Source organism: Streptomyces recifensis (assembly GCF_002154615.1).
In the GTDB taxonomy this organism is placed as follows: domain Bacteria; phylum Actinomycetota; class Actinomycetes; order Streptomycetales; family Streptomycetaceae; genus Streptomyces; species Streptomyces griseoluteus.
Genome location: NZ_MUNH01000036.1, coordinates 1 through 19,159 on the forward strand (window position 1 = coordinate 1; position 19,159 = coordinate 19,159).

General features: G+C 73.4%; 21 protein-coding genes and 1 pseudogene. 8 read left to right on the top strand and 14 right to left on the bottom strand.

Annotation, left to right across the window (positions count from 1 at the left end):
* From CCN33_RS32675 to CCN33_RS02310, 6 genes and pseudogenes are all read right to left on the bottom strand, one after another.
* Positions 1-118, bottom strand: a pseudogene (locus CCN33_RS32675) (glycosyltransferase family 9 protein); the annotation flags it as partial.
* Positions 115-660, bottom strand: coding sequence for a D-glycero-alpha-D-manno-heptose-1,7-bisphosphate 7-phosphatase (locus tag CCN33_RS02290; RefSeq protein WP_086690515.1), 546 nt, complete (start codon positions 658-660; stop codon positions 115-117). The pseudogene CCN33_RS32675 and the gene CCN33_RS02290, both read right to left, overlap by 4 nt.
* Complete coding sequence (locus tag CCN33_RS02295; protein WP_086690517.1) at positions 657-1,652, bottom strand: glycosyltransferase family 2 protein; 996 nt, start codon at positions 1,650-1,652, stop codon at positions 657-659. The genes CCN33_RS02290 and CCN33_RS02295 overlap by 4 nt, the downstream gene beginning before the upstream one ends.
* Positions 1,649-3,283, bottom strand: a complete 1,635-nt coding sequence (locus tag CCN33_RS02300; RefSeq protein WP_086690519.1) for a carbamoyltransferase family protein — start codon at positions 3,281-3,283, stop codon at positions 1,649-1,651. Before CCN33_RS02300 ends, CCN33_RS02295 begins: the two co-directional genes overlap by 4 nt.
* Before the next feature lie 39 nt (positions 3,284-3,322).
* Positions 3,323-4,384: an NAD-dependent epimerase/dehydratase family protein gene (locus CCN33_RS02305; protein ID WP_086690521.1), complete on the bottom strand. Its 1,062-nt coding sequence runs from the start codon at positions 4,382-4,384 to the stop codon at positions 3,323-3,325.
* Between the two features lie 369 nt (positions 4,385-4,753).
* Positions 4,754-4,936 (bottom strand): hypothetical protein, encoded by a 183-nt coding sequence (locus CCN33_RS02310; RefSeq protein ID WP_086690523.1) that lies wholly within the window; start codon positions 4,934-4,936, stop codon positions 4,754-4,756.
* Between the two features lie 129 nt (positions 4,937-5,065).
* Here CCN33_RS02310 and CCN33_RS02315 point away from each other — a divergent pair, with 129 nt between their 5' ends.
* The 3 genes from CCN33_RS02315 (at position 5,066) to CCN33_RS02325 (ending at position 7,212) form a co-directional block, all read left to right on the top strand.
* Positions 5,066-6,550: an aminotransferase class I/II-fold pyridoxal phosphate-dependent enzyme gene (locus CCN33_RS02315; protein ID WP_086690525.1), complete on the top strand. Its 1,485-nt coding sequence runs from the start codon at positions 5,066-5,068 to the stop codon at positions 6,548-6,550.
* A 75-nt stretch (positions 6,551-6,625) separates the two neighbouring features.
* Positions 6,626-6,994, top strand: coding sequence for a hypothetical protein (locus CCN33_RS02320; RefSeq protein WP_140394451.1), 369 nt, complete (start codon positions 6,626-6,628; stop codon positions 6,992-6,994).
* A gap of 14 nt (positions 6,995-7,008) precedes the next feature.
* The gene (locus CCN33_RS02325) at positions 7,009-7,212 is read left to right on the top strand and encodes a hypothetical protein (RefSeq protein ID WP_140394452.1); all 204 of its coding nucleotides are present in this window, start codon (positions 7,009-7,011) and stop codon (positions 7,210-7,212) included.
* A gap of 52 nt (positions 7,213-7,264) precedes the next feature.
* On the opposite strand, the gene CCN33_RS02330 is transcribed toward CCN33_RS02325, so the two are convergent.
* The gene (locus CCN33_RS02330) at positions 7,265-7,684 is read right to left on the bottom strand and encodes a CBS domain-containing protein (RefSeq protein ID WP_086690531.1); all 420 of its coding nucleotides are present in this window, start codon (positions 7,682-7,684) and stop codon (positions 7,265-7,267) included.
* Positions 7,685-7,800: 116 nt separating this feature from the next.
* Here CCN33_RS02330 and CCN33_RS02335 point away from each other — a divergent pair, with 116 nt between their 5' ends.
* The 3 genes from CCN33_RS02335 (at position 7,801) to CCN33_RS02345 (ending at position 10,574) form a co-directional block, all read left to right on the top strand.
* On the top strand, positions 7,801-8,337 hold the full coding sequence (locus CCN33_RS02335) for a cysteine hydrolase family protein (protein WP_086690533.1): 537 nt from the start codon (positions 7,801-7,803) through the stop codon (positions 8,335-8,337).
* 145 nt (positions 8,338-8,482) lie between these two features.
* Positions 8,483-8,950, top strand: coding sequence for an SRPBCC family protein (locus tag CCN33_RS02340; protein WP_086690535.1), 468 nt, complete (start codon positions 8,483-8,485; stop codon positions 8,948-8,950).
* A complete protein-coding gene (locus tag CCN33_RS02345; protein ID WP_086690537.1) occupies positions 8,943-10,574 on the top strand; it encodes a phytoene desaturase family protein in 1,632 nt (543 codons plus the stop codon). Before CCN33_RS02340 ends, CCN33_RS02345 begins: the two co-directional genes overlap by 8 nt.
* Before the next feature lie 30 nt (positions 10,575-10,604).
* Here the strand turns inward: CCN33_RS02345 and CCN33_RS02350 are convergent, their stop codons facing one another.
* The 7 genes from CCN33_RS02350 to CCN33_RS02380 form a co-directional block, all read right to left on the bottom strand.
* Positions 10,605-11,156, bottom strand: coding sequence for a type 1 glutamine amidotransferase domain-containing protein (locus CCN33_RS02350; RefSeq protein WP_086690538.1), 552 nt, complete (start codon positions 11,154-11,156; stop codon positions 10,605-10,607).
* A gap of 103 nt (positions 11,157-11,259) precedes the next feature.
* The gene (locus CCN33_RS02355) at positions 11,260-12,108 is read right to left on the bottom strand and encodes an STM4011 family radical SAM protein (RefSeq protein ID WP_086690540.1); all 849 of its coding nucleotides are present in this window, start codon (positions 12,106-12,108) and stop codon (positions 11,260-11,262) included.
* A 10-nt stretch (positions 12,109-12,118) separates the two neighbouring features.
* Entirely contained in the window at positions 12,119-13,459 is a 1,341-nt protein-coding gene (locus CCN33_RS02360) for an STM4012 family radical SAM protein (protein ID WP_086690542.1), read from the bottom strand.
* The gene (locus tag CCN33_RS02365; RefSeq protein WP_086690564.1) at positions 13,456-14,268 is read right to left on the bottom strand and encodes an STM4013/SEN3800 family hydrolase; all 813 of its coding nucleotides are present in this window, start codon (positions 14,266-14,268) and stop codon (positions 13,456-13,458) included. The genes CCN33_RS02360 and CCN33_RS02365 overlap by 4 nt, the downstream gene beginning before the upstream one ends.
* A gap of 46 nt (positions 14,269-14,314) precedes the next feature.
* Positions 14,315-15,460: an STM4014 family protein gene (locus CCN33_RS02370; RefSeq protein ID WP_086690544.1), complete on the bottom strand. Its 1,146-nt coding sequence runs from the start codon at positions 15,458-15,460 to the stop codon at positions 14,315-14,317.
* Positions 15,461-15,470: 10 nt separating this feature from the next.
* Entirely contained in the window at positions 15,471-16,427 is a 957-nt protein-coding gene (locus CCN33_RS02375) for an STM4015 family protein (RefSeq protein WP_086690546.1), read from the bottom strand.
* Positions 16,428-16,530: 103 nt separating this feature from the next.
* Entirely contained in the window at positions 16,531-16,878 is a 348-nt protein-coding gene (locus CCN33_RS02380; protein ID WP_086690548.1) for a DUF1330 domain-containing protein, read from the bottom strand.
* Between the two features lie 278 nt (positions 16,879-17,156).
* Between CCN33_RS02380 and CCN33_RS02385 the strand changes: the two genes are divergently transcribed.
* The gene (locus CCN33_RS02385; RefSeq protein ID WP_007502648.1) at positions 17,157-17,360 is read left to right on the top strand and encodes a cold-shock protein; all 204 of its coding nucleotides are present in this window, start codon (positions 17,157-17,159) and stop codon (positions 17,358-17,360) included.
* Between the two features lie 87 nt (positions 17,361-17,447).
* Positions 17,448-19,106 carry a DEAD/DEAH box helicase gene (locus tag CCN33_RS02390; RefSeq protein WP_086690550.1) on the top strand — a complete coding sequence of 553 codons (1,659 nt, stop codon included), beginning with the start codon at positions 17,448-17,450 and terminating at the stop codon, positions 19,104-19,106.
* The last annotated feature ends 53 nt before the right edge of the window (positions 19,107-19,159 follow it).

Genomic DNA, 19,159 nt, shown 5'->3' on the forward strand with positions numbered 1-19,159 from the left:
CCCCGCGCGGGCCGCAGAGCAGGGCGACGTGCTCGTGGTGCTCGGCGACCGCGCGCACGGCGGGCCCGGCGAGCAGCACGTCACCGAAGCTGTCGAGCCGGACGACCAGTGCCGTCATCTCCGCTCACCCCCCTCCGGGGGCAGCAGCGACCGTACCGCCGTGAGCAGGTCAACGGCGGTGTCGGGTTCCGCCGCGGCCTCCTCGGGCCGGGTGGCCGCGTTGGCGACGAGGATGGCGCGGGCTCCGGCGGCCCGGCCGGCCCGCACGTCGGCGGCGATGTCGCCGATGACCACGCAGTCGGCCGGCGCCTGTCCGAGGGCCTCGGCGGCCCGGAGCACCAGGCCCGGCCGGGGTTTGCGGCAGTCGCAGCCCGCGTCGGGGGTGTGCGGGCAGTAGACCCAGACGCCGAGGCCGCCGAGCAGTTCGTCGGCGCGGGCGTTCACGCGGCGCACGGCGGCGTCGGAGATCAGGCCCCGGCCGACGCCCGACTGGTTGCTCACCACACCGGTGGCGATCCCGGCGGCGCGCAGCAGGTCCACGGCCCGCCGGGCGCCCGGCAGCAGCCGGACCCGGCCGGGGTCGCCGTTGTAGGGAACGTCGGCGACGAGGGTGCCGTCGCGGTCGAAGAGGACGGCGGCGGGGGTGTCCCGGCGGTTCATGGCACCCTCCTCAGCGGTGCGGCGTTGCGGTGCCGTATCCGGCCGGTGAGCCGGTGGCCGACGGCGAGCGGAGGGATGACGACGCTGGTCGCGGCCATGGTCGCGGTCTCGCGCGGGGTGCGCGGGCCGGGCAGGATGCGGGCGAGGGCGAACTCGGCCGTGCCGGCCGCCCAGAGGGCCCCGGCGAGTGCGGCGGCCCGGCGCCGCCCGGCGAGCGCGAGGACGGGAGCGGCGAGCGCGGCCGCCGTGACCAGCGCGTGCAGCGGCAGCCGTCCACGGGGCGCCTGCGCGCGGGCCCACCAGTCGCGGCCGTGCAGCCGGTTCATCAGCGCGTCGTCGGCGTTGCCGCGCTGCGCCCGCACCGAGACCCAGGGGTCGGCGGCCCGCACCGGATGCCGGGTGGTGCGCCCGCCCCGGTGCAGCGTCCAGCCCGCCGCCAGCACCCGCAGCGCGAGGTCGGCGTCCTCCCGGAAGGCGCGGCGGAACCGTTCGTCGAAGCCGCCGGCGGCGGCGAGCGCGGCCGTCCGGTACGCCATGTCGGCGGTGGCCCAGGCGGCCCCCTCCAGCCCCGCCGTACCGCGTTCGAAATCGGTGGGCCTGCGCCCCGCCGGGAGCGGCACGGACAGCCGGCCCTGGATGCCTCCGGTGGCCCTGCCGGCCCGCGCGAGATCGTCGGCGAGACGGCGGGACCAGTCGGGGAGCACCTGGACGTCGTCGTCCAGGAAGACGGTCCAAGGCGTGCGCACCGTACGCCACCCGGTGTTGCGGGCGGCGGCGGGTCCCCGGCCCCCGGTGCCGAGCACGCGCACCCGCTCCCGCAGCACACCGGCGGCGGCGAGCGGCAGCGGCCCGGCGGGGTCGGGACGGTCGTCCACGACGACGATCTCCTCGGGCGGGTGCCCGGTGGCCCCGGCCAGCGCGCGCAGGCAGTCGGCGAGGCAGGCGCGGCCGATCGTCGGGACGACGACGCTGTAGGCGGGGGCGGCCGTCATGCGAAGACCTCCGCGCGCCGGACGGCGAACGGCCCGAGGGCCAGCAGGTCCACGGGGGCGGACCCGAAGCACTCCAGCGCGTCTCGCGGATCGTCGACCATCGGCCGTCCGGCGGTGTTGAGGCTGGTGTTGACCACCAGCGGCAGCCCGGTGCGCCGCTCGAACCCCTCGATCATGCGGGCCACCAGGGGCTCCTCGGCCCGGTCCACGGTCTGGATGCGCGCGGTGCCGTCCACGTGCACCACGGCCGGGATGCGCTCCCGCCACGCCTCGGCGACGTCGTGCACGAAGAGCATGTACGGGCTGGGCAGCGGGCCGTCGAAGAGTTCGGGGGCGCGTTCGGCCAGCACCATCGGCGCGACGGGCCGGAACTCCTCGCGCCCCTTGACCGCGTTGAGGCGTTCGAGGTTGGCGGCGCGGCCGGGGTGGGCCAGCAGCGACCGGTGCCCCAGCGCGCGCGGCCCGTACTCGCTGCGCCCCTGGAACCAGGCCACGATGCCGTCGCGGGCGAGTTCCTCCGCGACCGTCTCCGCGATGTCCTCGGGCTCCTCGTACGGCACGGCGGCCCGCTCCAGCCAGGCGCGCAGCTCGGGCACGCTCCACTCCCGGCCGAGCGCGGCGGTCGGCATCGCCTCCACCGGCTCCTCGAGGTGGGCGACGTGCAGGGCGGCGCCGAGCGCGGTACCGGCGTCCCCGGCGGCGGGCTGCACCCAGACGGTGTCGAAGGGGCCCTCGCGGTGCAGCCGGGTGTTGGCCACGCAGTTGAGGGCGACGCCCCCGGCGAGGGCGAGCACCCGGTCGCCGGTGCGCTCGTGCAGCCACCGGGCGAGGCCGAGCAGGACCTCCTCCAGGCAGGCCTGGGCGCTGGCGGCCAGGTCGGCGTGCTCCTCGGTCCACGGTTCCCCGGCGGGCCGCGCCGGGGCGAGCTCGGCCCAGGGCACCGAGCGGGCCCGGAACCGTCCCTCGCCGTCCGTGCCGACGTAGCCGCGGAGTTCGTCGAGGAAGCGGGGCTTGCCGTAGGAGGCGAGCGCCATCACCTTGAACTCGTCGCTGCTGCGCAGGAATCCGAGGTGCTCGGTGAGTTCCTCGTAGAACAGGCCCATCGAGTCGGGGAGGGACTGTGTGGCCAGTACGTCGAGGCGGCGGCCGGTGTAGCGGCCGGCCAGGTGGGAGCCGCATTCGCCACGGCCGTCCAGCACCAGGACGGCGCAGTCGGGGTAGGGGGACGCCTGGCCGGCGGAGGCGGCATGGGCCACGTGGTGGGGGACGAAGCGCACCTGCTCCGGGTCGAGTCCCGGCAGTACCTCGGCCAGAAAGCCGGGGGCCTCGCGGGCGTACTCCTGCCGCAGCCGGTCCCAGGGGTCGTCGAGGCCCAACCGGTCGGCTGGGCGCGCCAGTTCGGGGTCGTAGGAGTAGGCGACGGCGTCCAGCGCGGAGGGGTCGAGCCCGGCGCGGTCCAGGCACCAGCGGGCGGACAGCTCCGGCAGTTCCCAGGCCGAGAAGGGCACCGGGCGCTTTCCGTGCTTGCGCCTGCTGAACCGCTCCTCCTCCGCCGCCGCCACGACACGGCCGTCGACGATCAGGGCGGCGGCCGGGTCGTGGAAGAGGGAGTTGATGCCGAGGACGCGCATGCGGTGCCTCCGTTGAGCTGGGGGGATGGAACGCAGGGCTTACGAGGGCAGGCGGCTCGGCGCGGGGTGCCCGTACGGCTCCGGGTGGTCGCCGTTGGGCGAGGCCGGCGGCTGGGCGGGCGCGGGCGCGCCGAAGCGGGCCGCGGCGAAGTGATCGATGGTCCGCCGGATGCCCTCCTCCCAGGGCACCTGCGGGGTCCAGCCGAGCAGTTCGCGCGCCAGGGTGGTGTCGGGGCGGCGGCGCTGGGGGTCGTCGGCGGGCCGGTCCACGTACTCGATCCGGGAACTGGAGCGGGCGAGTTCCACCACGCGCAGCGCGATGTCGCGGACGGTCACCTCGTCGGTGCCGCCGATGTTGACCGGCCGTACCGACCGGCTGGCCGCGACCAGCATGATGCCGTCCACCGTGTCGTCGACGTAGCACAGCGACCGGGTCTGGCTGCCGTCACCGGCCACCGGCAGCGGCTCCCCCGCCAGGGCCCGGCAGACGAAGACGGGCACGGCCCGGCCGTCCAGCGGGCGCATGCGCGGGCCGTAGGTGTTGAACAGGCGGACGATGCCCGCGTCCGCGCCGTTGGCGCCCACATGGGCGGTGACCAGCGCCTCGGAGAACCGTTTCGACTCGTCGTAGACGCTGCGCGGGCCGACCGGGTTGACGTTTCCCCAGTAGTCCTCGCGCTGGGGGTGCACCAGGGGGTCGCCGTACACCTCGGAGGTGGAGGCCAGCAGGAAGCGGGCGTCGTCCCGCTCCGCCACGGCCAGCATGTTGCGGGTGCCGAGGCTCCCGCAGTCCAGGGTCTCCAGCGGCAGGCGGAGGTAGTCGGCCGGGGAGGCGGGGCAGGCGAAGTGCAGCACCAGGTCGTAGGGGCCCGGCAGCCGGTCCGGGGCGCCGTCGGCGCACACATCCTGCTCGTAGTACCGGAAGCCGGGGCGGCCGACGAGATGGGCGATGTTGGCGCGGGAGCCGGACGACAGGTTGTCGACGCAGTCGACCGCGACGCCCTGCTCGACGAGGTGCTCGCACAGATGGCTGCCGAGGAAACCGGCACCGCCGGTCACCACGGCGCGCCGCCAGGGTGTGGAAGGCGTGGCATCAGTCATGGGAGTCCTCGGTCCCGCGCCGAGTCGCACCGGTCCGTACGCCAGGGGGCGGGACCGTCACTGAGGAGGGGGAGACGCGCGCTCGCACGGGGAGGTGTGGGGAGCTGCGGATGTGAAGTGATCGCAGGAGCGATGCGGAACGTGGCTCGCTCCGCGGTCCGCCGCTCGGGGCGGCACTGTCACGGGGTTCCCAAGCCGGCAGAGTTCACACGTTGATTCCTGCTGCGGTGTCGCGGGGCCCTTCCACCGGCACCCGGTCGCCGGATTTCCCGAATCGCGCGCGTGGGCGGGCCCGGCGGCGAAGCCACGTTCATCTCCTGAAACGTACTGCGGGAGACGTACCGCCCGCCGCCGGGCCCGTGCCCTGGCTCAGTCGCCCTGCGATTCCCGCTGGGCGCCGGTGTTCGGGGTGATCGCGTCCGCCCCCTCCCCCTGGTGCCGCCGCTCCTCCGCCCGCTTCTTCGGCGTCTCGGGCTTCCCGGCGTCGGCGATCTCCCGCAGCGTCTCCCCCACCGCGGTGGTGGGCCGCTTCGTACGGTCGGCGTCGGACATGGTGTCTTCCTTTCCTTCGGCTTTCCTCGGCGTCCTGCCTCGTGCCGTCCGCTCGGGTACCCGGAGGCGCCCCGGATGTGCCTCCGCGATGCGGGCATGACCGGCAGACGACCGGGAACTCCGGGACACATGGCCTTCGACCACGAGGAAGCACCCGTACTCGACGCGCTGACCGAATACCACGCGGCCAAGGAGCTGGGCTTCACCCCGCCCGGCCACAAGCAGGCACGCGGAGCCGATCCGCGGGCGGTGGCCGTGCTGGGCGAGGCCGTGTACGCCGGGGACGTCCTGGCCAGCGGCGGCCTGGACAGCAGGCTCAGCGGCGGCCGTGTCCTTGAACGGGCCGAGGCGCTGATGGCGGACGCGGTCCGCGCCGAGCACACCTTCTTCTCCACCTGCGGCAGCTCGCTGTCGGTGAAGGCGGCGATGCTGGCCGTGACCCGCCCGCACCGCAGGCTGCTCGTCGGCCGGGACGCCCACAAGTCGGTGATCGCCGGGCTGATCCTCTCCGGGGTGTGCCCGGTGTGGGTCGAGCCCCAGTGGGACGCGGAGCGGCACCTGGCCCATCCGCCGTCCGCCGACGCCTACGAGCGGGCCTTCGCCGAGCATCCCGAGGCGGACGGCGCCCTGGTCACCAGCCCGACGCCGTACGGCGCGGCGGCGGACCTGCGCGCCATCGCCGACGTCTGCCACCGCCGGGGCAAGCCGCTCATCGTCGACGAGGCGTGGGGCGCGCATCTGCCCTTCCACGACGACCTGCCGAGCTGGGCGATGGACGCCGGGGCGGACGTCTGTGTCACCAGCGTCCACAAGATGGGCAGCGGGCTGGAGCAGGGGTCGGTCTTCCACCTCCAGGGTGATCTCATCGACCCGGCCGAGCTGGCCTCCCGCGCCGACCTCCTCGGCACCACCAGCCCCAGCGTGCTGCTGTACGCGGGGATGGACGCCTGGCGGCGGCAGATGGTGCAGCACGGGGAGGAGCTGATGGGCCGCGCCCTCGGACTCGCCCGCCGGGTCCGGGAGGAGATCGAGTCCATCGACGGCATCCACGTCAACGACGCGGACGACTTCTGCGGTCCCGGCCTCGCCGCCGACTTCGACCCGCTGCCCGCCGTCATGGACATCGGCGCACTCGGCACGACCGGCTACCGGGCCGGTGACTGGATTCGCGAGCACCACCACATCGACCTGCACCTCTTCGACCACCGGCGGATCAGCGCCCAGTTCACCCACGCCGACGACACCGAGACGGCCGACCGGCTGCTGACGGCACTGAACGACCTGGTGCGGCACGCCGACAGCCTGCGCGACGCGCCCCGGGTGGACGTGCCTGCGCCGGAGGAACTGCGCATGGACCAGGCAGCGTTGCCGCGTGACGCCTACTTCGACGACCACACCGACGTGCCGGTGGAGCAGGCGGCGGGGCGCATCGCCGCCGAGATGATCACGCCGTATCCGCCGGGCATCCCGGCCGTGCTGCCGGGCGAACGGCTCACCGAGCCCGTGCTGCGTTACCTCGTCACCGGCGTCCGGGCGGGCATGAACCTCCCGGACGCGGCCGACCCCGGACTGAAGACCGTGCGGGTGGTCGCGGAACACGGCACAGGAAATTGAAACTTTCACGTTTCAGGACAAAGCAGACGGATACCCGCACCCGGTCATACCAACAGCTCAGAGGAAGTGTTCACGGTGGGCGCACCAAGCCTTACCCCGCAGGAACTACGCATACTGGCCGAGATAGAGCAGGGCGTGAACGACGAGGCGTTCGCCGGGCGGCTGCGCACCATGCGCGTTTCCAGCCGGCCGGCGACCTGGGCGCGGCGCGCACGGCGCCGGGCGTTCGTGCTGTGGGTGGCCCTCGGCGCGGTGGTGACCCTCACGCTGCTCGGCCTCGACATCGTCCTGCGGCAGTCGTATCTGACCTGGGCGATCGCGGGTGTGTGGCTGCTCACCGTGGCGGGGCTCGTGGGTCTGGTGGTGCGGGCGTGCCGGCGCTGGGAAGCGGCGGAGCGGGCCGGCCGGCGGACGCCGTGGCCGATGGATCCGACGCAGGTGTGAGGGGGGACGCGAAGATGCCGGAAGAACGGGACAGCGAGGTACCCGCGGAAGCGAATCTTCCCCGGCCTCGGCGCCGGCTCACGGAGGAGGAGTTCCGTGAGCTGATGCGGGAGGCCCGGCAGGAGGCGCGCCGGCTGCGGTACGGCCGGCCGCCCGAGGAGGACTCCGCGGTGGCGCTGCGTACCCAGCATGCCGAGTTCGGCGCCGCGGCCCATTGACGCCCTTCGCCCGGCGGCTGTCGATCCAGCCGCCGGGCGAAGGCCCGGCCCGTCAGTTGTTCGGCTTGGCCGCGCTGATGTCGCCGAGCGCCGAGGTCTCGTCCCGCTCGATGGCCAGGTCGCCGAGGGCGATGATGCCCACCGCCTCGTCGCCCTCCACCACGGGCAGCCTGCGGACGGCGTGCTCGCGCATCAACTCCACGGCGTGGTCCACGCTTTCGTCCGGTCCGATGGTGACCAGGTCCGCCGAGGCGGCCTCGATCACGGTGGTCCGATCGGGGTCCACACCCTCGGCGAAGGCGCGTACCACCAGATCGCGGTCGCTCACCAGGCACTTCAGCTGCCCGTCCTCGGTCACCAGGACGGTGCCCACGTCCTCGTCGCGCATCAGCCGGGCCACGGACGCCACCGACGCCTGCGGTTCCACGGTCACGAGTTCGCTGGTCATGATGTCGCGCACCTGCTGCGCCATCACGGGCCTCCCTTCTCGTCGCTTCGTGCGAGGCGTCTGCCGGGTACCCCACGGCGCGACTTCACACCACTGCCGGGAAGCGGGTACTCGGCCGGAGACAGACGGAGAGGAGCGAGATGGATACCCCCGCACTGATCGTGATCGACATGATCAGCACGTACGAGCACCCGGACGCGGAGCTGCTGGTGCCCTCGGCCGAGCGGGTGGTGCCCGTGGTGGCCGACCTGATCGCCCGCGCCCGCGCGGCGGAGGCGCCGGTGATCTACGCCAATGACAACTTCGGCCAGTGGCGCTCCCACCACGGCGAACTGGTCGAGACCGCGCTGGCCGGCCCGCACCGCGAGCTCGTCGAGCCCGTCCTCCCGGACGACGCCTCGATGTTCGTGATGAAGGCACGCCACTCCATCTTCTACGAGACGCCGATGACGTATCTGCTGTGGCAACTGGGCGTCCGCCACGTGGTGCTGTGCGGCCAGGTCACCGAACAGTGCGTGCTGTACTCCGCGCTGGACGCCCACATCCGCCACCTGGACGTCACGGTGCCCCCCGACGCCGTCGCCTCCATCCACCCCCATCTGGAGTCGGCCGCGCTGGAGATGATGGAGCGCAACATGGGGGCCAGGCTGGTCCCGGCCAAGGAGACCCACTTCTAGGCCGGCCGGACCGGCCCGCCCTTCCGGCGGGCGCTCGGGTCATCCGTTCGGGGCGGGCACGCGTGATCCGTGGTCACCGGGTTACTCGTGCGGCAGTGCGCGGGCATTCCCGGCCCGCGCCGGATGCTGCGCGAAGGAGGAAACCGTGGCCATCCGGTACCAGCTCATCCGGCGTCCACCGGCCGCCGTCTGGAAGGTGCTCGAAGAGCCCTCCTGCTACGCGGACTGGGTCGTGGGCACCCACGAGACGGCACCCCGTGAGGGCAACTGGCCCGAGCTGGGCTCCTCCCTCGCCTACAACATCAAGCTCGGCCCGTGCCGCGTCGACGGATACACCGTGGTGCGCCGCTACGAGCCGCCACGGTGTCTGGAGCTCGAGGCCAGGGCCCCCTTCGGAAACGCGCGCATCGCCATCGACGTACGCGACTGGGGCGACGACTCCCTCGTCATCGTGGACGAGCATCCGCTGAGCGGGCTGGGCGGCAAGCTGCACAACGTCGTGCTCGACGCCGTGATCCAGCTCCGGCACCGGGACATGCTGAGCCGGCTGGCCAAGGTCGTCGAGCGGCAGAGTCCGCGGCCCCCCGGCGCCGAGGAGGCGGACCATGAGTGACGCGGTGATCATCGGCTCCGGGCCGAACGGGCTGGTCGCGGCCAACCTGCTCGCGGACCAGGGCTGGAGCGTGGAGGTGCTGGAGGCCCAGGACCGTCCCGGCGGTGCCGTGTACAGCGACCGAGGAGTCCACCCCGACTTCGTCAGCGACGTCTTCAGCTCCTTCTACCCCCTGGCCGCCGCCTCCCCGGTGATCGACGGACTCCGGCTGGAGGACCACGGGCTGCGCTGGACGCACGCCCCGCACGTCCTGGCCCACCCGCTGGCCGACGACCGCTGCGCGGTGATCGACCGGGATGTGGACGTCACCGCCGAGGTCCTGGAGAAACTCTGCCCCGGGGACGGCCACGCCTGGCGCGCCCTGTACGCGACCTGGGACCGGGTCGGCTCCGACCTCCTCCAGGCCCTGTTCACCACGATGCCGCCGGTCCGGGCGCTGGCCATGCTCGGTCTGAAGCTGCGCGGGGGCGGCGCCCTGCGCCTCGCCCGCTCCATGCTGCTGCCGGTGCGCCGCCTGGGCGAGGAGGAGTTCGACGGCGAGGGAGCCAGGCTGCTGCTCGCGGGCAACGCCCTGCACGCGGACCTGGGCCCGGAGTCGGCGATCGGCGGCGGCTTCGGCTGGATCATGTCGATGCTCGGCCAGCAGTTCGGCTTTCCCGTGCCGGTGGGCGGCGCGGTCGGCCTCACGGACGCGCTGGTCAGCCGGCTTCGGCGGCGGGGGAGCGTCATCCGCTGCGGGGAGCCGGTGACGCGGATCGTGGTCGAGCGCGGCCGGGCCGTCGCGGTCCGTACGGCCGCCGGTGACACGGTCCCGGCCCGGCGCGCCGTACTGGCCGACGTCTCCGCGCCCATCCTCTACGGCCAACTGGTCGCCCCCGAGCATCTGCCCTCTCAGGTCCTCCAGGACATGCGGCGTTTCCAGTGGGACTTCGCCACCTTCAAGGTCGACTGGGCGCTGGACTCGACCATCCCGTGGCGGGGCGGGGCGGCGGCCGGAGCGGGCACCGTGCATCTGGCGGACAGCGTGGACGACCTCACCCGGTTCGCCGCCCAGATCGCCATGGGGCGGATCCCCGACAACCCGTTCCTGCTGGTGGGGCAGATGACCACCGCCGACCCGAGCCGGTCGCCCGCGGGCACCGAGTCCGCCTGGGCCTACACCCATCTGCCCCGCGAGGTGCGCGGCGACGCCGGGGACGCCGGGCTCACCGGGTCCTGGGACGCGGCCGAGCGGGAGATCATGGCGGACCGGATGGAGCAGCGGATCGAGCAGTTCGCGCCCGGTTTCCGCGCCCGGATTCTGAGCCGGCGCGTGCTGTCGCCGCTCACGCTCCAGTCCGAGGACGCCAACCTCAGTGTGGGCGCCCTCAACGGCGGCACCACCGCCCTGCACCAGCAGGCGGTGTTCCGGCCGATCCCGGGCACCGGCCGTCCGGAGACGCCGGTCCGGGGGCTGTACCTCGCCTCCTCCTCCGCGCACCCCGGCGGCGGGGTGCACGGCGCCCCCGGTGCCAACGCGGCGCGGGCCGCGCTGGGTGTCCGCCGCTCCTTGGCGGACGTGATGTCCCTGGTGCAGCGCACCCTGACGCGCGGAAGCGGGGCGGCCGCGGTGGGGAACCGCTGACCGCCCCGCTCCGGGCGGGCCCTGAGGGGTTCAGCCCTCCAGGGTGCGGATGATCGCGGAGGAAAAGGCGTCGAGATCACCGGGGTGGCGGGAGGTGATCAGGGTGTGGCCGCCCTCGGTGTCGACCACGACCTCCTGGTCCGTCCAGTTGGCGCCCGCGTTGACCAGGTCCTCCATCAGCGTCTGGTAGGAGGTCATGTCGCGGCCCTCGGTGAGTTCGCTGTTCACCAGCAGCCAGGGGCCGTGACAGACCGACGCCACCGGCTTGCCCTCCCGTGCGAACGCGGTGACCAGACGCTGTGCGTCCTCGTCGATGCGCAACTGGTCGGCGTTGAGGGTGCCGCCGGGGACCACCACCGCGTCGTAGCCGTCCGACGTCGCCTCCGCGAGCGTGGTGTCCGGCTCGACCTTGTCGCCGGGGTCCTTGTCGAGGACGAGGGTGGCGATGGCCTCCGGCTTCTGGGCCGCGATCACGACGCGGGCACCCGCGTCGCGCAGGGCCGCCACCGGCTTCTGCAGTTCGTCTTGTTCCGTCCCGTAGTTCGTCGTGAGAACGAGGACGCTCTTGCCGTCGAGAGCCATGGGTCGTGCTCCTCCCGTCTCCCCCTGCTTCCCGGTGCGGAAGTCGCCCGCGGCGGCGTCCGGTGCCGGTCTTACCTGCACCGGCTGCCCCTTTGGCCCCGATTCATTCGACGGCGGCCGGAATCCTTTCCAGCACCCCGCCCGCGAACACGTCGTACAGCGGCAGGGTCTCCAGATGGACGTAGCCGATGTGGCAGTCGCAGCTGGCCAGCGGACAGGGGCGGGGGCGGAGCGCGGCCCGGTAGGAGCCGTCGTAGAGGTTGCCGAGTTCGGCGGGGACGAAGTGGCAGCGGCGGACCGTGCCGTCGCCGTCGACCGAGATCACGGACTCACCGGTACGGCACGGCAGCCCGGCGCTGGCGTGCGGGTGTCGGCTGTACGGGAAGAGCGGGTCGATCCCGGTCCACACCCCGGCCTCCGCGTCGTCGTAGGTGTGCCCGTCGGCCGCGTTCACCCACAGGTACACCCGCTCCGGCAGCTCGGCCCGCAGCCGTCGGGCCGCGTCGAGGTGCTCGGGCAGCCCGACGATGCCGACGCTGTAGCGGACGCCGAGCCGGTCCAGCTCCCGGCACTTGCCGAGGAACCGGTCGTACGGCGTCTGGCCGGGGTGGTACGTGCACCACAGCGCCAGGGTGTCGCGGTCCGCGTCGGCGAGCCAGTCGGTGCGGCAGCTCAGGTTGGTCTGGATGGCGACACGGCGGATGTGCGGCCGGTGGGAGAGGTCGGTCAGGGCGCGCCGGTACCAGGAGCGCACCAGCCCCTCGCCCCATGGCGTGAACAGCACCGAGAGCCGGTCCTCGGTGCGGTCGGCGGCCCAGCCGGCGAACCGCTCCAGGCTCGCCCGGTCGGCCCGCAGCTGCTCCCGGCTGTCCCGGCGCTTGGCGAAGGGGCAGTAGGGACAGTCGTAGTCGCAGGAGGCCAGCGGCCCCCGGTACAGCAGGGTCAGGTCCATGACGGGCGGCTCACTTGCGCTCGTAGGCGGCCATCGCGGCCCGCACGGCGGGGGAGAACAGCTCGGGGCCCAGCGCGTCGGAGTGGGCCAGCCCCTGCGGTGTCAGCCGCAGCACCGGGCCGGACCGAAGCCAGCCCAGCTCCTCGAACCGCGCCAGCTCGGCCGGGAAGTCCTCGGCGGGGGTACGGCCGCCGAACCGGGCGCGGTAGTCGGCGACCGCCAGCCCGTCCGCCTGGAGCAGCGACTGGAGCAGATGGCGGCGGCGCGGCTCGTCCCCGGTCATCCGGCGCCCGTACTCCGCGTGCGCGAAGTCGGCGGCGGGCCGGGCGGTGTAGTCGTCGATGATCGCGCGGATCTCGTGCATGCCGACGGCGTAGTCGAAGGAGTAGTGCAGCCCGGAGGTGTACGAGCGGGCGCCGCAGCCCAGGCCGATCATGCCGTCGGTCTGGCAGGCGTAGTCGTCGGGCCCCTCGGCCGGGGCGTCGGCGCGCCGGAACATGCGCATGGACCGTTGCTCGTAGCCGTGCGCCAGGAGATGGTCGCGTCCGGCGCGGTACAACCGGAGCCGTTGCTCGTCCCACTCCGGGTCGGCGGCGTCGGCGCGCCGTCCGAGACCGGTCAGCGGGCGTATGTAGAGCGGGTAGAGGTACAGCTCCTCGGGCCGCCATGCCAGCGCTGCGTCCAGCGAGCGCAGCCAGGTGCGCTCGGTCTGCCCGTCGATGCCGTAGATCAGGTCGATGTTGAGCACGGGTATCCCCGCCTCCCGCACCCGGCCGAGCGCCGCCTCCACATCGGCCCGGCGCTGCGGGCGTACGGCGGCCCGCGCCTCGGTGTCGTCGAAGCTCTGCACACCGAGGCTGAGGCGGGTGGCGCCGCGCTCGGCGAGGACGGCCAGCCGGTCGGTGGTGGCCGTCGCCGGGGACGCCTCCACGGAGAGCGGGACGGCGCGCAGGTCGGCGCCCATCCGGTGCTCGGCGATGTCGCAGAGCCGGGTCAGCTCGGCGGCGGTGAGGAAGGTGGGCGTGCCGCCCCCGAAGGCGGCGGTGGCGAACCGGACCGGCTCCCGCTCCCCCAGCGCCTCCCGCACCGCGTCCGCCTGCCGCTCCAGCGCGTCGAGATAGGCCCCGGTGAGACCGTCCGGGGCGCCGATGCGGGTGAACAGGTTGCAGAACCCGCACCGCACCTCGCAGAACGGGACGTGCAGATAGAGCGAGAGCGCGTCCTTGGGCTCATCCGCCCAGAGGTCTCTCAGCAGCGGCCGGTCGTCGAGCTTCCGGTACGCGGTCTTGTGCGGGTAGGCGTACACATAACTCTGGTACGGGGCCGGGGAGGTCGCGGTGGCCGGGGTCATCGGGTGGCGCCCTGGTGGAGCAGGAAGTGGGCGTAGGGCACGGTCCACACCGACTCGTGGCCGATGCGGTGGCCGCTCCAGCCGTCGTCGCCGTAGGCGGTGCCGTGGTCGGAGCAGACGAGGGCGAGGCAGGGCCGGCGGCTGCTCATGGCGGTGAAGAGGCGGCCGATGTGCCGGTCCACGTACTCCAGCGCGGCGGCGTGGGTGGCGCGGGAGTCGCCGTCCTCCTTGCTCGCGCCGGGCAGATGGAACCAGTTGGGCTGGTGCAGCGCGGAGACGTTGACGAAGAGGAACAGCGGCTGCTCCGGTGCCGTGCGGGCGGCGATCTCCTCGGCGCGGGCCACCTGGGACTCGAAGGAGGTCGGGGAGGCGACCCCGACCTCCGGCTCCCAGTGCGACTCCTCGAAGAGTCCGGGCAGCACCGAGCCGAGCGCGCCCTGCTTGTTGAAGAAGCCCACTCCCCCGACGCAGGCCGTACGGTAGCCCGCCTTGGCGAGGCCGGAGACCAGATCGGGGGTGTCGTAGACGAAGGTGCCGTCGGCCGTGGTCTCGCTGCCCGCGAAGGCGGCGGCGAAGAGACGCGGATGGCGGCCGGGTTCGGCCGGGGTGGGCAGGAAGCCGGCGAAGATGGCCTGGTGGGAGGCGTAGGTGAAGCTGCCCGGCGCGTGCCGCTTCTCCCAGCGGCCGCCGGGGAGATGGCGGGCCAGGTTCGGAATGCGGCCGGCCTCGGCGAGTTCGGCGGCCACGTCGTGGCGGAGTGTGTCGAGGGTGACCAGCAGGATGTCGTGGCTGCCGACGATCCGGTTCATGTCCGGTACGCCGGGGGCGACTTCGGGCAGCCGATCGGGGGCCGGGTCAGGCGCTGACATGGGTGGTTCCTGTTCTGTGCGGGTGGTGCGGGCCGGGCCGCCCGGTGAGCGGGGCCCGCCGCAGGGCGGCGGCGACCTGCGCCGCGTAGGTGTCGAGGCCCTCGGCGCCGTCGCCGGGCAGGCCGGTGAGCCCGGGCAGCAGATCGCCGAAGGCGTTGACCTCGCCGACGAAGGCGCGGCGCCAGCCGACGGCGGGCAGCAGGTCGACGCCGACGCAGAGGGTGTCCGGGAAGCAGGCCGCGGCCCGCTCGCAGATCCCGAGCACCTCCGGCCAGCGAAGGCCCGCGCTCTCCGCCGCCTGCCGGGCCCCGGCCAGGTCGCCCCGGCGGCCGCCGAGGTGGAGGTTGGTGAGCGGTCCGGCGCTGGTGCGGACCACGGCGTGGGTGGCGCGGCCGTCCACCACGACCACCCTGAGGTCGGCGGCGCGGCCGCCCTGGGACGCCTTGGGCACCCAGCGCTCCAGGTGCAGCCCGTCCGGGGAGAGCGCGTCCACGATGGCGGCGATGTCCCGCTCCCGCTGGTACCGGCGCACCTTGAGGGAGTTGAACAGCCGGCCTTCGGGGTCCAGTTCGACGGAGGTGGTGGCTCTGACGCGGCCGTGCCCGGCCGAGTCGACGGCGAGCACTCCGGAGGCCGACGAGCCGTGCGCGGGCTTGACGAACAACCGGGGCATCCGGTGCTCCCGCATCAGCGCCCGCACGTCGTCCCAGCCGCGCACCGGGGCAGCGGCCGAGCCGGAGGTGGGCGAGGCGGGCACCGGTACGCCCGCCGCCGAGAGGACCGCGTGACAGCGCCGCTTGTCGAACATGACCGCCACGTCCTCGACGCCGTCCAGCCGGATGCCGCCGCGCAGCGTGCCCAGGGCCGCCGTGAAGCGCTCGTACCAGCGGGCCGTGCCCTCCACGCGGGTCGGGTCGGGCATGCCCCTCAGGAGGAGGTCGACCTCGGGGTCCTCGCCGGGCGAGTCCACGCGGACGATCTCCCCGTCACCGAACCGGGCCCCACCCGCGCGCAGTACGTCCAGCCAGGGCACCACGCGGGGCGTGGGCAGCCCGGCGGCCCTGACGGCCTCCGCGAACAGGGTCACCCGGCGGCCACCGGGGTTGCCGACCACCGCGAAACACCGGTTCATGGCAGAACGCTCACTCGCCGATGGCCACGAAGCGCTGCACGGTGCCGTCCTCGTTCTCGTACGAGTCCGCGTCGTCCTCGTTCAGGTCGAGCCGGACGCCCGCCGGTTCCAGGGTCTCCCGGAGGCGCTGCTGGAGGGGCTCGGTGATGTAGTGGTGGTGCAGGTCGAGGAAGGCCAGGTGGGTCAGCGACTGCCCGGCGAGCAGCGCGGCGGCGCCCTCGTCGCCCAGGGTGCCCATGGACAGGTCCAGCGTCTCCAGCCGGGCCACGACGGGCGCCGAGGCGACGGCGGCCGCTATCTCGTCCTGTATCTCGCTGTTGCGCAGCCCCAGATGACGCAGCGCGGGCAGCCGGGTACCGGAGAGGATCGGCTCCAGGTCGGACACCGCGGTGTCGGCGCCGTACATCGAGTCGCCGAGCCACAGTTCGAGGTGCTCCAGCGCGGGCAGGCCGCTGCCGCCGACGCCCCGCACGACCTCCACGGGCAGGCCGCCGGTCTCCACGACCAGCTTGCGCAGCGCGGCGTGCTCCAGCGCGGGGAACTCCAGCCCGGTGCCCCCGCGCACGCCGAACTCGGCCAGCTCCGGGAAGCCGGTGAGCAGTCCGCTGACGTCGCTCTGCTGGATCCAGGAGAGCTCGGCCTCCTCCATGACGAGGTCGCCGAGGAACAGCGCGCGCAGGGCGGGCAGCCGGTCGCGGGCGGCGAGCAGCGCCGCTGTCACGGCCGAGGAGTCCGTCTCGTACGCCTCCGTCCAGGCGCCGACGATCAGCGCCCGCACCCGGGTGGTGTCCACGGTGGCGAGGAAGCGGGCGAAGGCGTCCTCCCACTCCTCCTCCGCGTCGTACACGTCCCCGGCGACCCGCCACGCGACGGCGTCCGGCTCGGGCAGCTCGGCCTTCGCGTCGGGGCCGGGAAAGGCGAAGGCGGGGAGGCCGTACAGCTCCTCCACGTGGTGACCGATGGTCATGCGGGCTGCTCCTGACGTGCGATGGGCGCGAACGTGTGCGGTCCACGGCGTACGCAGGAAGTTCTACCAACTCGCACTGACAACCGGTCACGGCTGTGGACGACTACTCGCCGGCGAGCGCCTCACGCAGCGACTTCGCCGTGGTGGCCGGGTCGTACCCCTCGGGCACCCCGTCGACCAGGACGATGTCGCCCGCGATGTGCCGGGAGCGCAGGGGGGCGATCTCCTGGTAGGCGGGCGAGTCCCACCAGGCCCGCGCCTCGGTGATCCCCGGGAACCCGATGATCACGACATGCCCGGCCCACGCCCCCTCCTTCACCTCGTGCTGGGTGCCGTGGACGAGGAAACGGCCCCCGTACGGCTCGAACGTGGCGGTGATGCGCTCGATGTACTCCGCGATCTCGGGGTGCGGCGCGGCCTCGCGGAGATGGGCTACGGCGTAGGCGGGCATGGGTCCTCCACGGCGTCGGTGATCGTGCGATCTTCGTACCCCGCGATGCTGCCACCCCCGCCGACCGGCGTCGATGGTGCGTCGGAAGATCGACTCCGACACGGCGGGACGCGAGAGCCACCCCCGCCGCCGGGCGGCACGTGTGCTAGTCTTTCTCTTGTTGCAGTTGTGGTACCCATGAACTTTATGTGCGCCTGACGGGAAATGTTTTCTCTTTGGGCGCATTTTGTTTTCCGGCATCTTCCGGATGGGGCCTCTGCCATCAGAAGGAGAAAGTCATGGCACAGGGAACCGTCAAGTGGTTCAACTCTGAAAAGGGTTTCGGCTTCATCGAGCAGGACGGTGGCGGTCCGGACGTCTTCGCCCACTACTCGAACATCGCCACCCAGGGCTTCCGTGAGCTCCAGGAGGGCCAGCGGGTCAGCTTCGACGTCACGCAGGGCCAGAAGGGCCCGCAGGCCGAGAACATCGTTCCCGCCTAATTGCGGGACGCGTATTCCGCTCACCGGGGTCCGCACCGTCATGGTGCGGACCCCGGTTTGTGCTGTGTTGAGGAAGGCAGTAACCGCATGCCCCGCAGGTATCAGAAGCCGAACCGCGGCTCGTCGCCGTCCCGGCCCTCGTCTGCTCCCCAGGCTCCCCAGGAATTCCGCCTGCCGGAGAGCACGACGCCCGCACTGCCCGCCGTCGCTGAGTTCGCCGACCTCGACATGCCCGCGGCACTGCTGAAGACGCTCACCGCGCAAGGGGTGACCACCCCCTTCCCTATCCAGGCCGCCACGCTGCCCAACTCGCTGGCCGGCCGGGACCTCCTGGGCCGTGGCCGCACCGGCTCCGGCAAGACCCTCGCCTTCGGCCTCGCCCTCCTCGCCCGGACGGCAGGCCGGCGCGCCGAGCCCAAGGCGCCCCTCTCCCTGATCCTGGTGCCCACCCGCGAGCTGGCCCAGCAGGTGACCGACGCGCTGACGCCCTACGCGACCGCGGTCAACCTCCGGATGGCCACCGTGGTCGGCGGCCTGTCGATCACCAAGCAGGCCGCCACGCTCCGGCGCGGTGTCGAGGTGCTGGTGGCGAGCCCCGGCCGCCTCAACGACCTGGTGGAGCGCGGCGACTGCGTGCTGCACGACGTCGGCATCACGGTGCTGGACGAGGCCGACCAGATGACCGACATGGGCTTCCTGCCGCAGATCACCAGGCTGATCCAGCAGGTGCGCCCCGACGGCCAGCGGATGCTGTTCTCGGCCACCCTGGACCGGAACATCGACAAGCTGGTGCAGCGGTTCCTCACCGACCCCGTGGTGCACTCGGTGGACCCGTCCGCCGGTGCGGTCACCACGATGGAGCACCACCTGCTCCACCTCCAGGACGAGACCGACAAGAAGGCCGTCACCACCCGCATCGCGGCCCGTGACGGCCGGGTCATCCTCTTCCTGGACACCAAGCGCTCCGCCGACCGGCTCGCCAAGCGCCTGCTCTCGGTCGGTGTCCGCGCCGCCGCCCTGCACGGCGGCCGCTCCCAGCCGCAGCGCAACCGTGCCCTGGAGCAGTTCAAGACCGGCGAGATCACCGCGCTGGTGGCGACCAACGTCGCGGCGCGCGGTATACACATCGACGACCTCGACCTCGTCGTGAACGTCGACCCGCCGACCGACCACAAGGACTACCTCCACCGCGGCGGCCGCACCGCCCGCGCGGGCGGTTCCGGCAGCGTGGTCACGCTGGTGCTGCCCGAGCAGAAGCGGGAGGTCAACCAGCTCATGTCGGCCGCCGGCATCCGCCCGAAGACCGCTCGCGTCACCTCCAGCGCCCCCGAGCTGGTCACCATCACCGGTGCCCGCGAGCCCTCCGGCGTGGCCGTGGTCATCGCCGCCCCGGAGCCCACGCCCCCGAAGGCGCGTCCGGCCCGCAGGTCCGGTGCCGGCGCCGAGGGCGCCGGCCGCTCCGGCCGCCGACGCCGTCCGGCCGGGGCCGGCGAGGGCACCGGCGGCCAGGGCCGCAAGCCCGAGGGCCGGTCCAAGCCGGGCACGGCGAGCGCCGGTGCGACCGGTGGCCGCCGTGCGAGCGCCGAGGGCGCCAAGGGCGGGGGCGCGACCGGCCGCCGTACCGCCGGTGGCGGGGCTCCCGGCAAGGCGGGCGCGCGCGGCACCGCCCGCAGGGCGCCGGGTGAGCGCACGGCGGGCACCGGCGGCTCCGACCGCCGTGGCGGCCGCCGCCCGGCCGCGAACTGAGCCCAGCGAGACAGAACACCCCCCGACCGGGCCGGTCGGGGGGTGTTTCGCGT

What these genes read in the sequence shown, in the direction of transcription:
- CCN33_RS02290 (WP_086690515.1), bottom strand. Translation starts at nt 660, where the DNA reads ATGAACCGCCGGGACACCCCCGCCGCCGTCCTCTTCGACCGCGACGGC.
- CCN33_RS02295 (WP_086690517.1), bottom strand. Translation starts at nt 1,652, where the DNA reads ATGACGGCCGCCCCCGCCTACAGCGTCGTCGTCCCGACGATCGGCCGC.
- CCN33_RS02300 (WP_086690519.1), bottom strand. Translation starts at nt 3,283, where the DNA reads ATGCGCGTCCTCGGCATCAACTCCCTCTTCCACGACCCGGCCGCCGCC.
- CCN33_RS02305 (WP_086690521.1), bottom strand. Translation starts at nt 4,384, where the DNA reads ATGACTGATGCCACGCCTTCCACACCCTGGCGGCGCGCCGTGGTGACC.
- CCN33_RS02310 (WP_086690523.1), bottom strand. Translation starts at nt 4,936, where the DNA reads ATGTCCGACGCCGACCGTACGAAGCGGCCCACCACCGCGGTGGGGGAG.
- CCN33_RS02315 (WP_086690525.1), top strand. Translation starts at nt 5,066, where the DNA reads ATGGCCTTCGACCACGAGGAAGCACCCGTACTCGACGCGCTGACCGAA.
- CCN33_RS02325 (WP_140394452.1), top strand. Translation starts at nt 7,009, where the DNA reads ATGCCGGAAGAACGGGACAGCGAGGTACCCGCGGAAGCGAATCTTCCC.
- CCN33_RS02330 (WP_086690531.1), bottom strand. Translation starts at nt 7,684, where the DNA reads ATGGCGCAGCAGGTGCGCGACATCATGACCAGCGAACTCGTGACCGTG.
- CCN33_RS02335 (WP_086690533.1), top strand. Translation starts at nt 7,801, where the DNA reads ATGGATACCCCCGCACTGATCGTGATCGACATGATCAGCACGTACGAG.
- CCN33_RS02345 (WP_086690537.1), top strand. Translation starts at nt 8,943, where the DNA reads ATGAGTGACGCGGTGATCATCGGCTCCGGGCCGAACGGGCTGGTCGCG.
- CCN33_RS02350 (WP_086690538.1), bottom strand. Translation starts at nt 11,156, where the DNA reads ATGGCTCTCGACGGCAAGAGCGTCCTCGTTCTCACGACGAACTACGGG.
- CCN33_RS02355 (WP_086690540.1), bottom strand. Translation starts at nt 12,108, where the DNA reads ATGGACCTGACCCTGCTGTACCGGGGGCCGCTGGCCTCCTGCGACTAC.
- CCN33_RS02360 (WP_086690542.1), bottom strand. Translation starts at nt 13,459, where the DNA reads ATGACCCCGGCCACCGCGACCTCCCCGGCCCCGTACCAGAGTTATGTG.
- CCN33_RS02365 (WP_086690564.1), bottom strand. Translation starts at nt 14,268, where the DNA reads ATGAACCGGATCGTCGGCAGCCACGACATCCTGCTGGTCACCCTCGAC.
- CCN33_RS02370 (WP_086690544.1), bottom strand. Translation starts at nt 15,460, where the DNA reads ATGAACCGGTGTTTCGCGGTGGTCGGCAACCCCGGTGGCCGCCGGGTG.
- CCN33_RS02375 (WP_086690546.1), bottom strand. Translation starts at nt 16,427, where the DNA reads ATGACCATCGGTCACCACGTGGAGGAGCTGTACGGCCTCCCCGCCTTC.
- CCN33_RS02380 (WP_086690548.1), bottom strand. Translation starts at nt 16,878, where the DNA reads ATGCCCGCCTACGCCGTAGCCCATCTCCGCGAGGCCGCGCCGCACCCC.
- CCN33_RS02385 (WP_007502648.1), top strand. Translation starts at nt 17,157, where the DNA reads ATGGCACAGGGAACCGTCAAGTGGTTCAACTCTGAAAAGGGTTTCGGC.
- CCN33_RS02390 (WP_086690550.1), top strand. Translation starts at nt 17,448, where the DNA reads ATGCCCCGCAGGTATCAGAAGCCGAACCGCGGCTCGTCGCCGTCCCGG.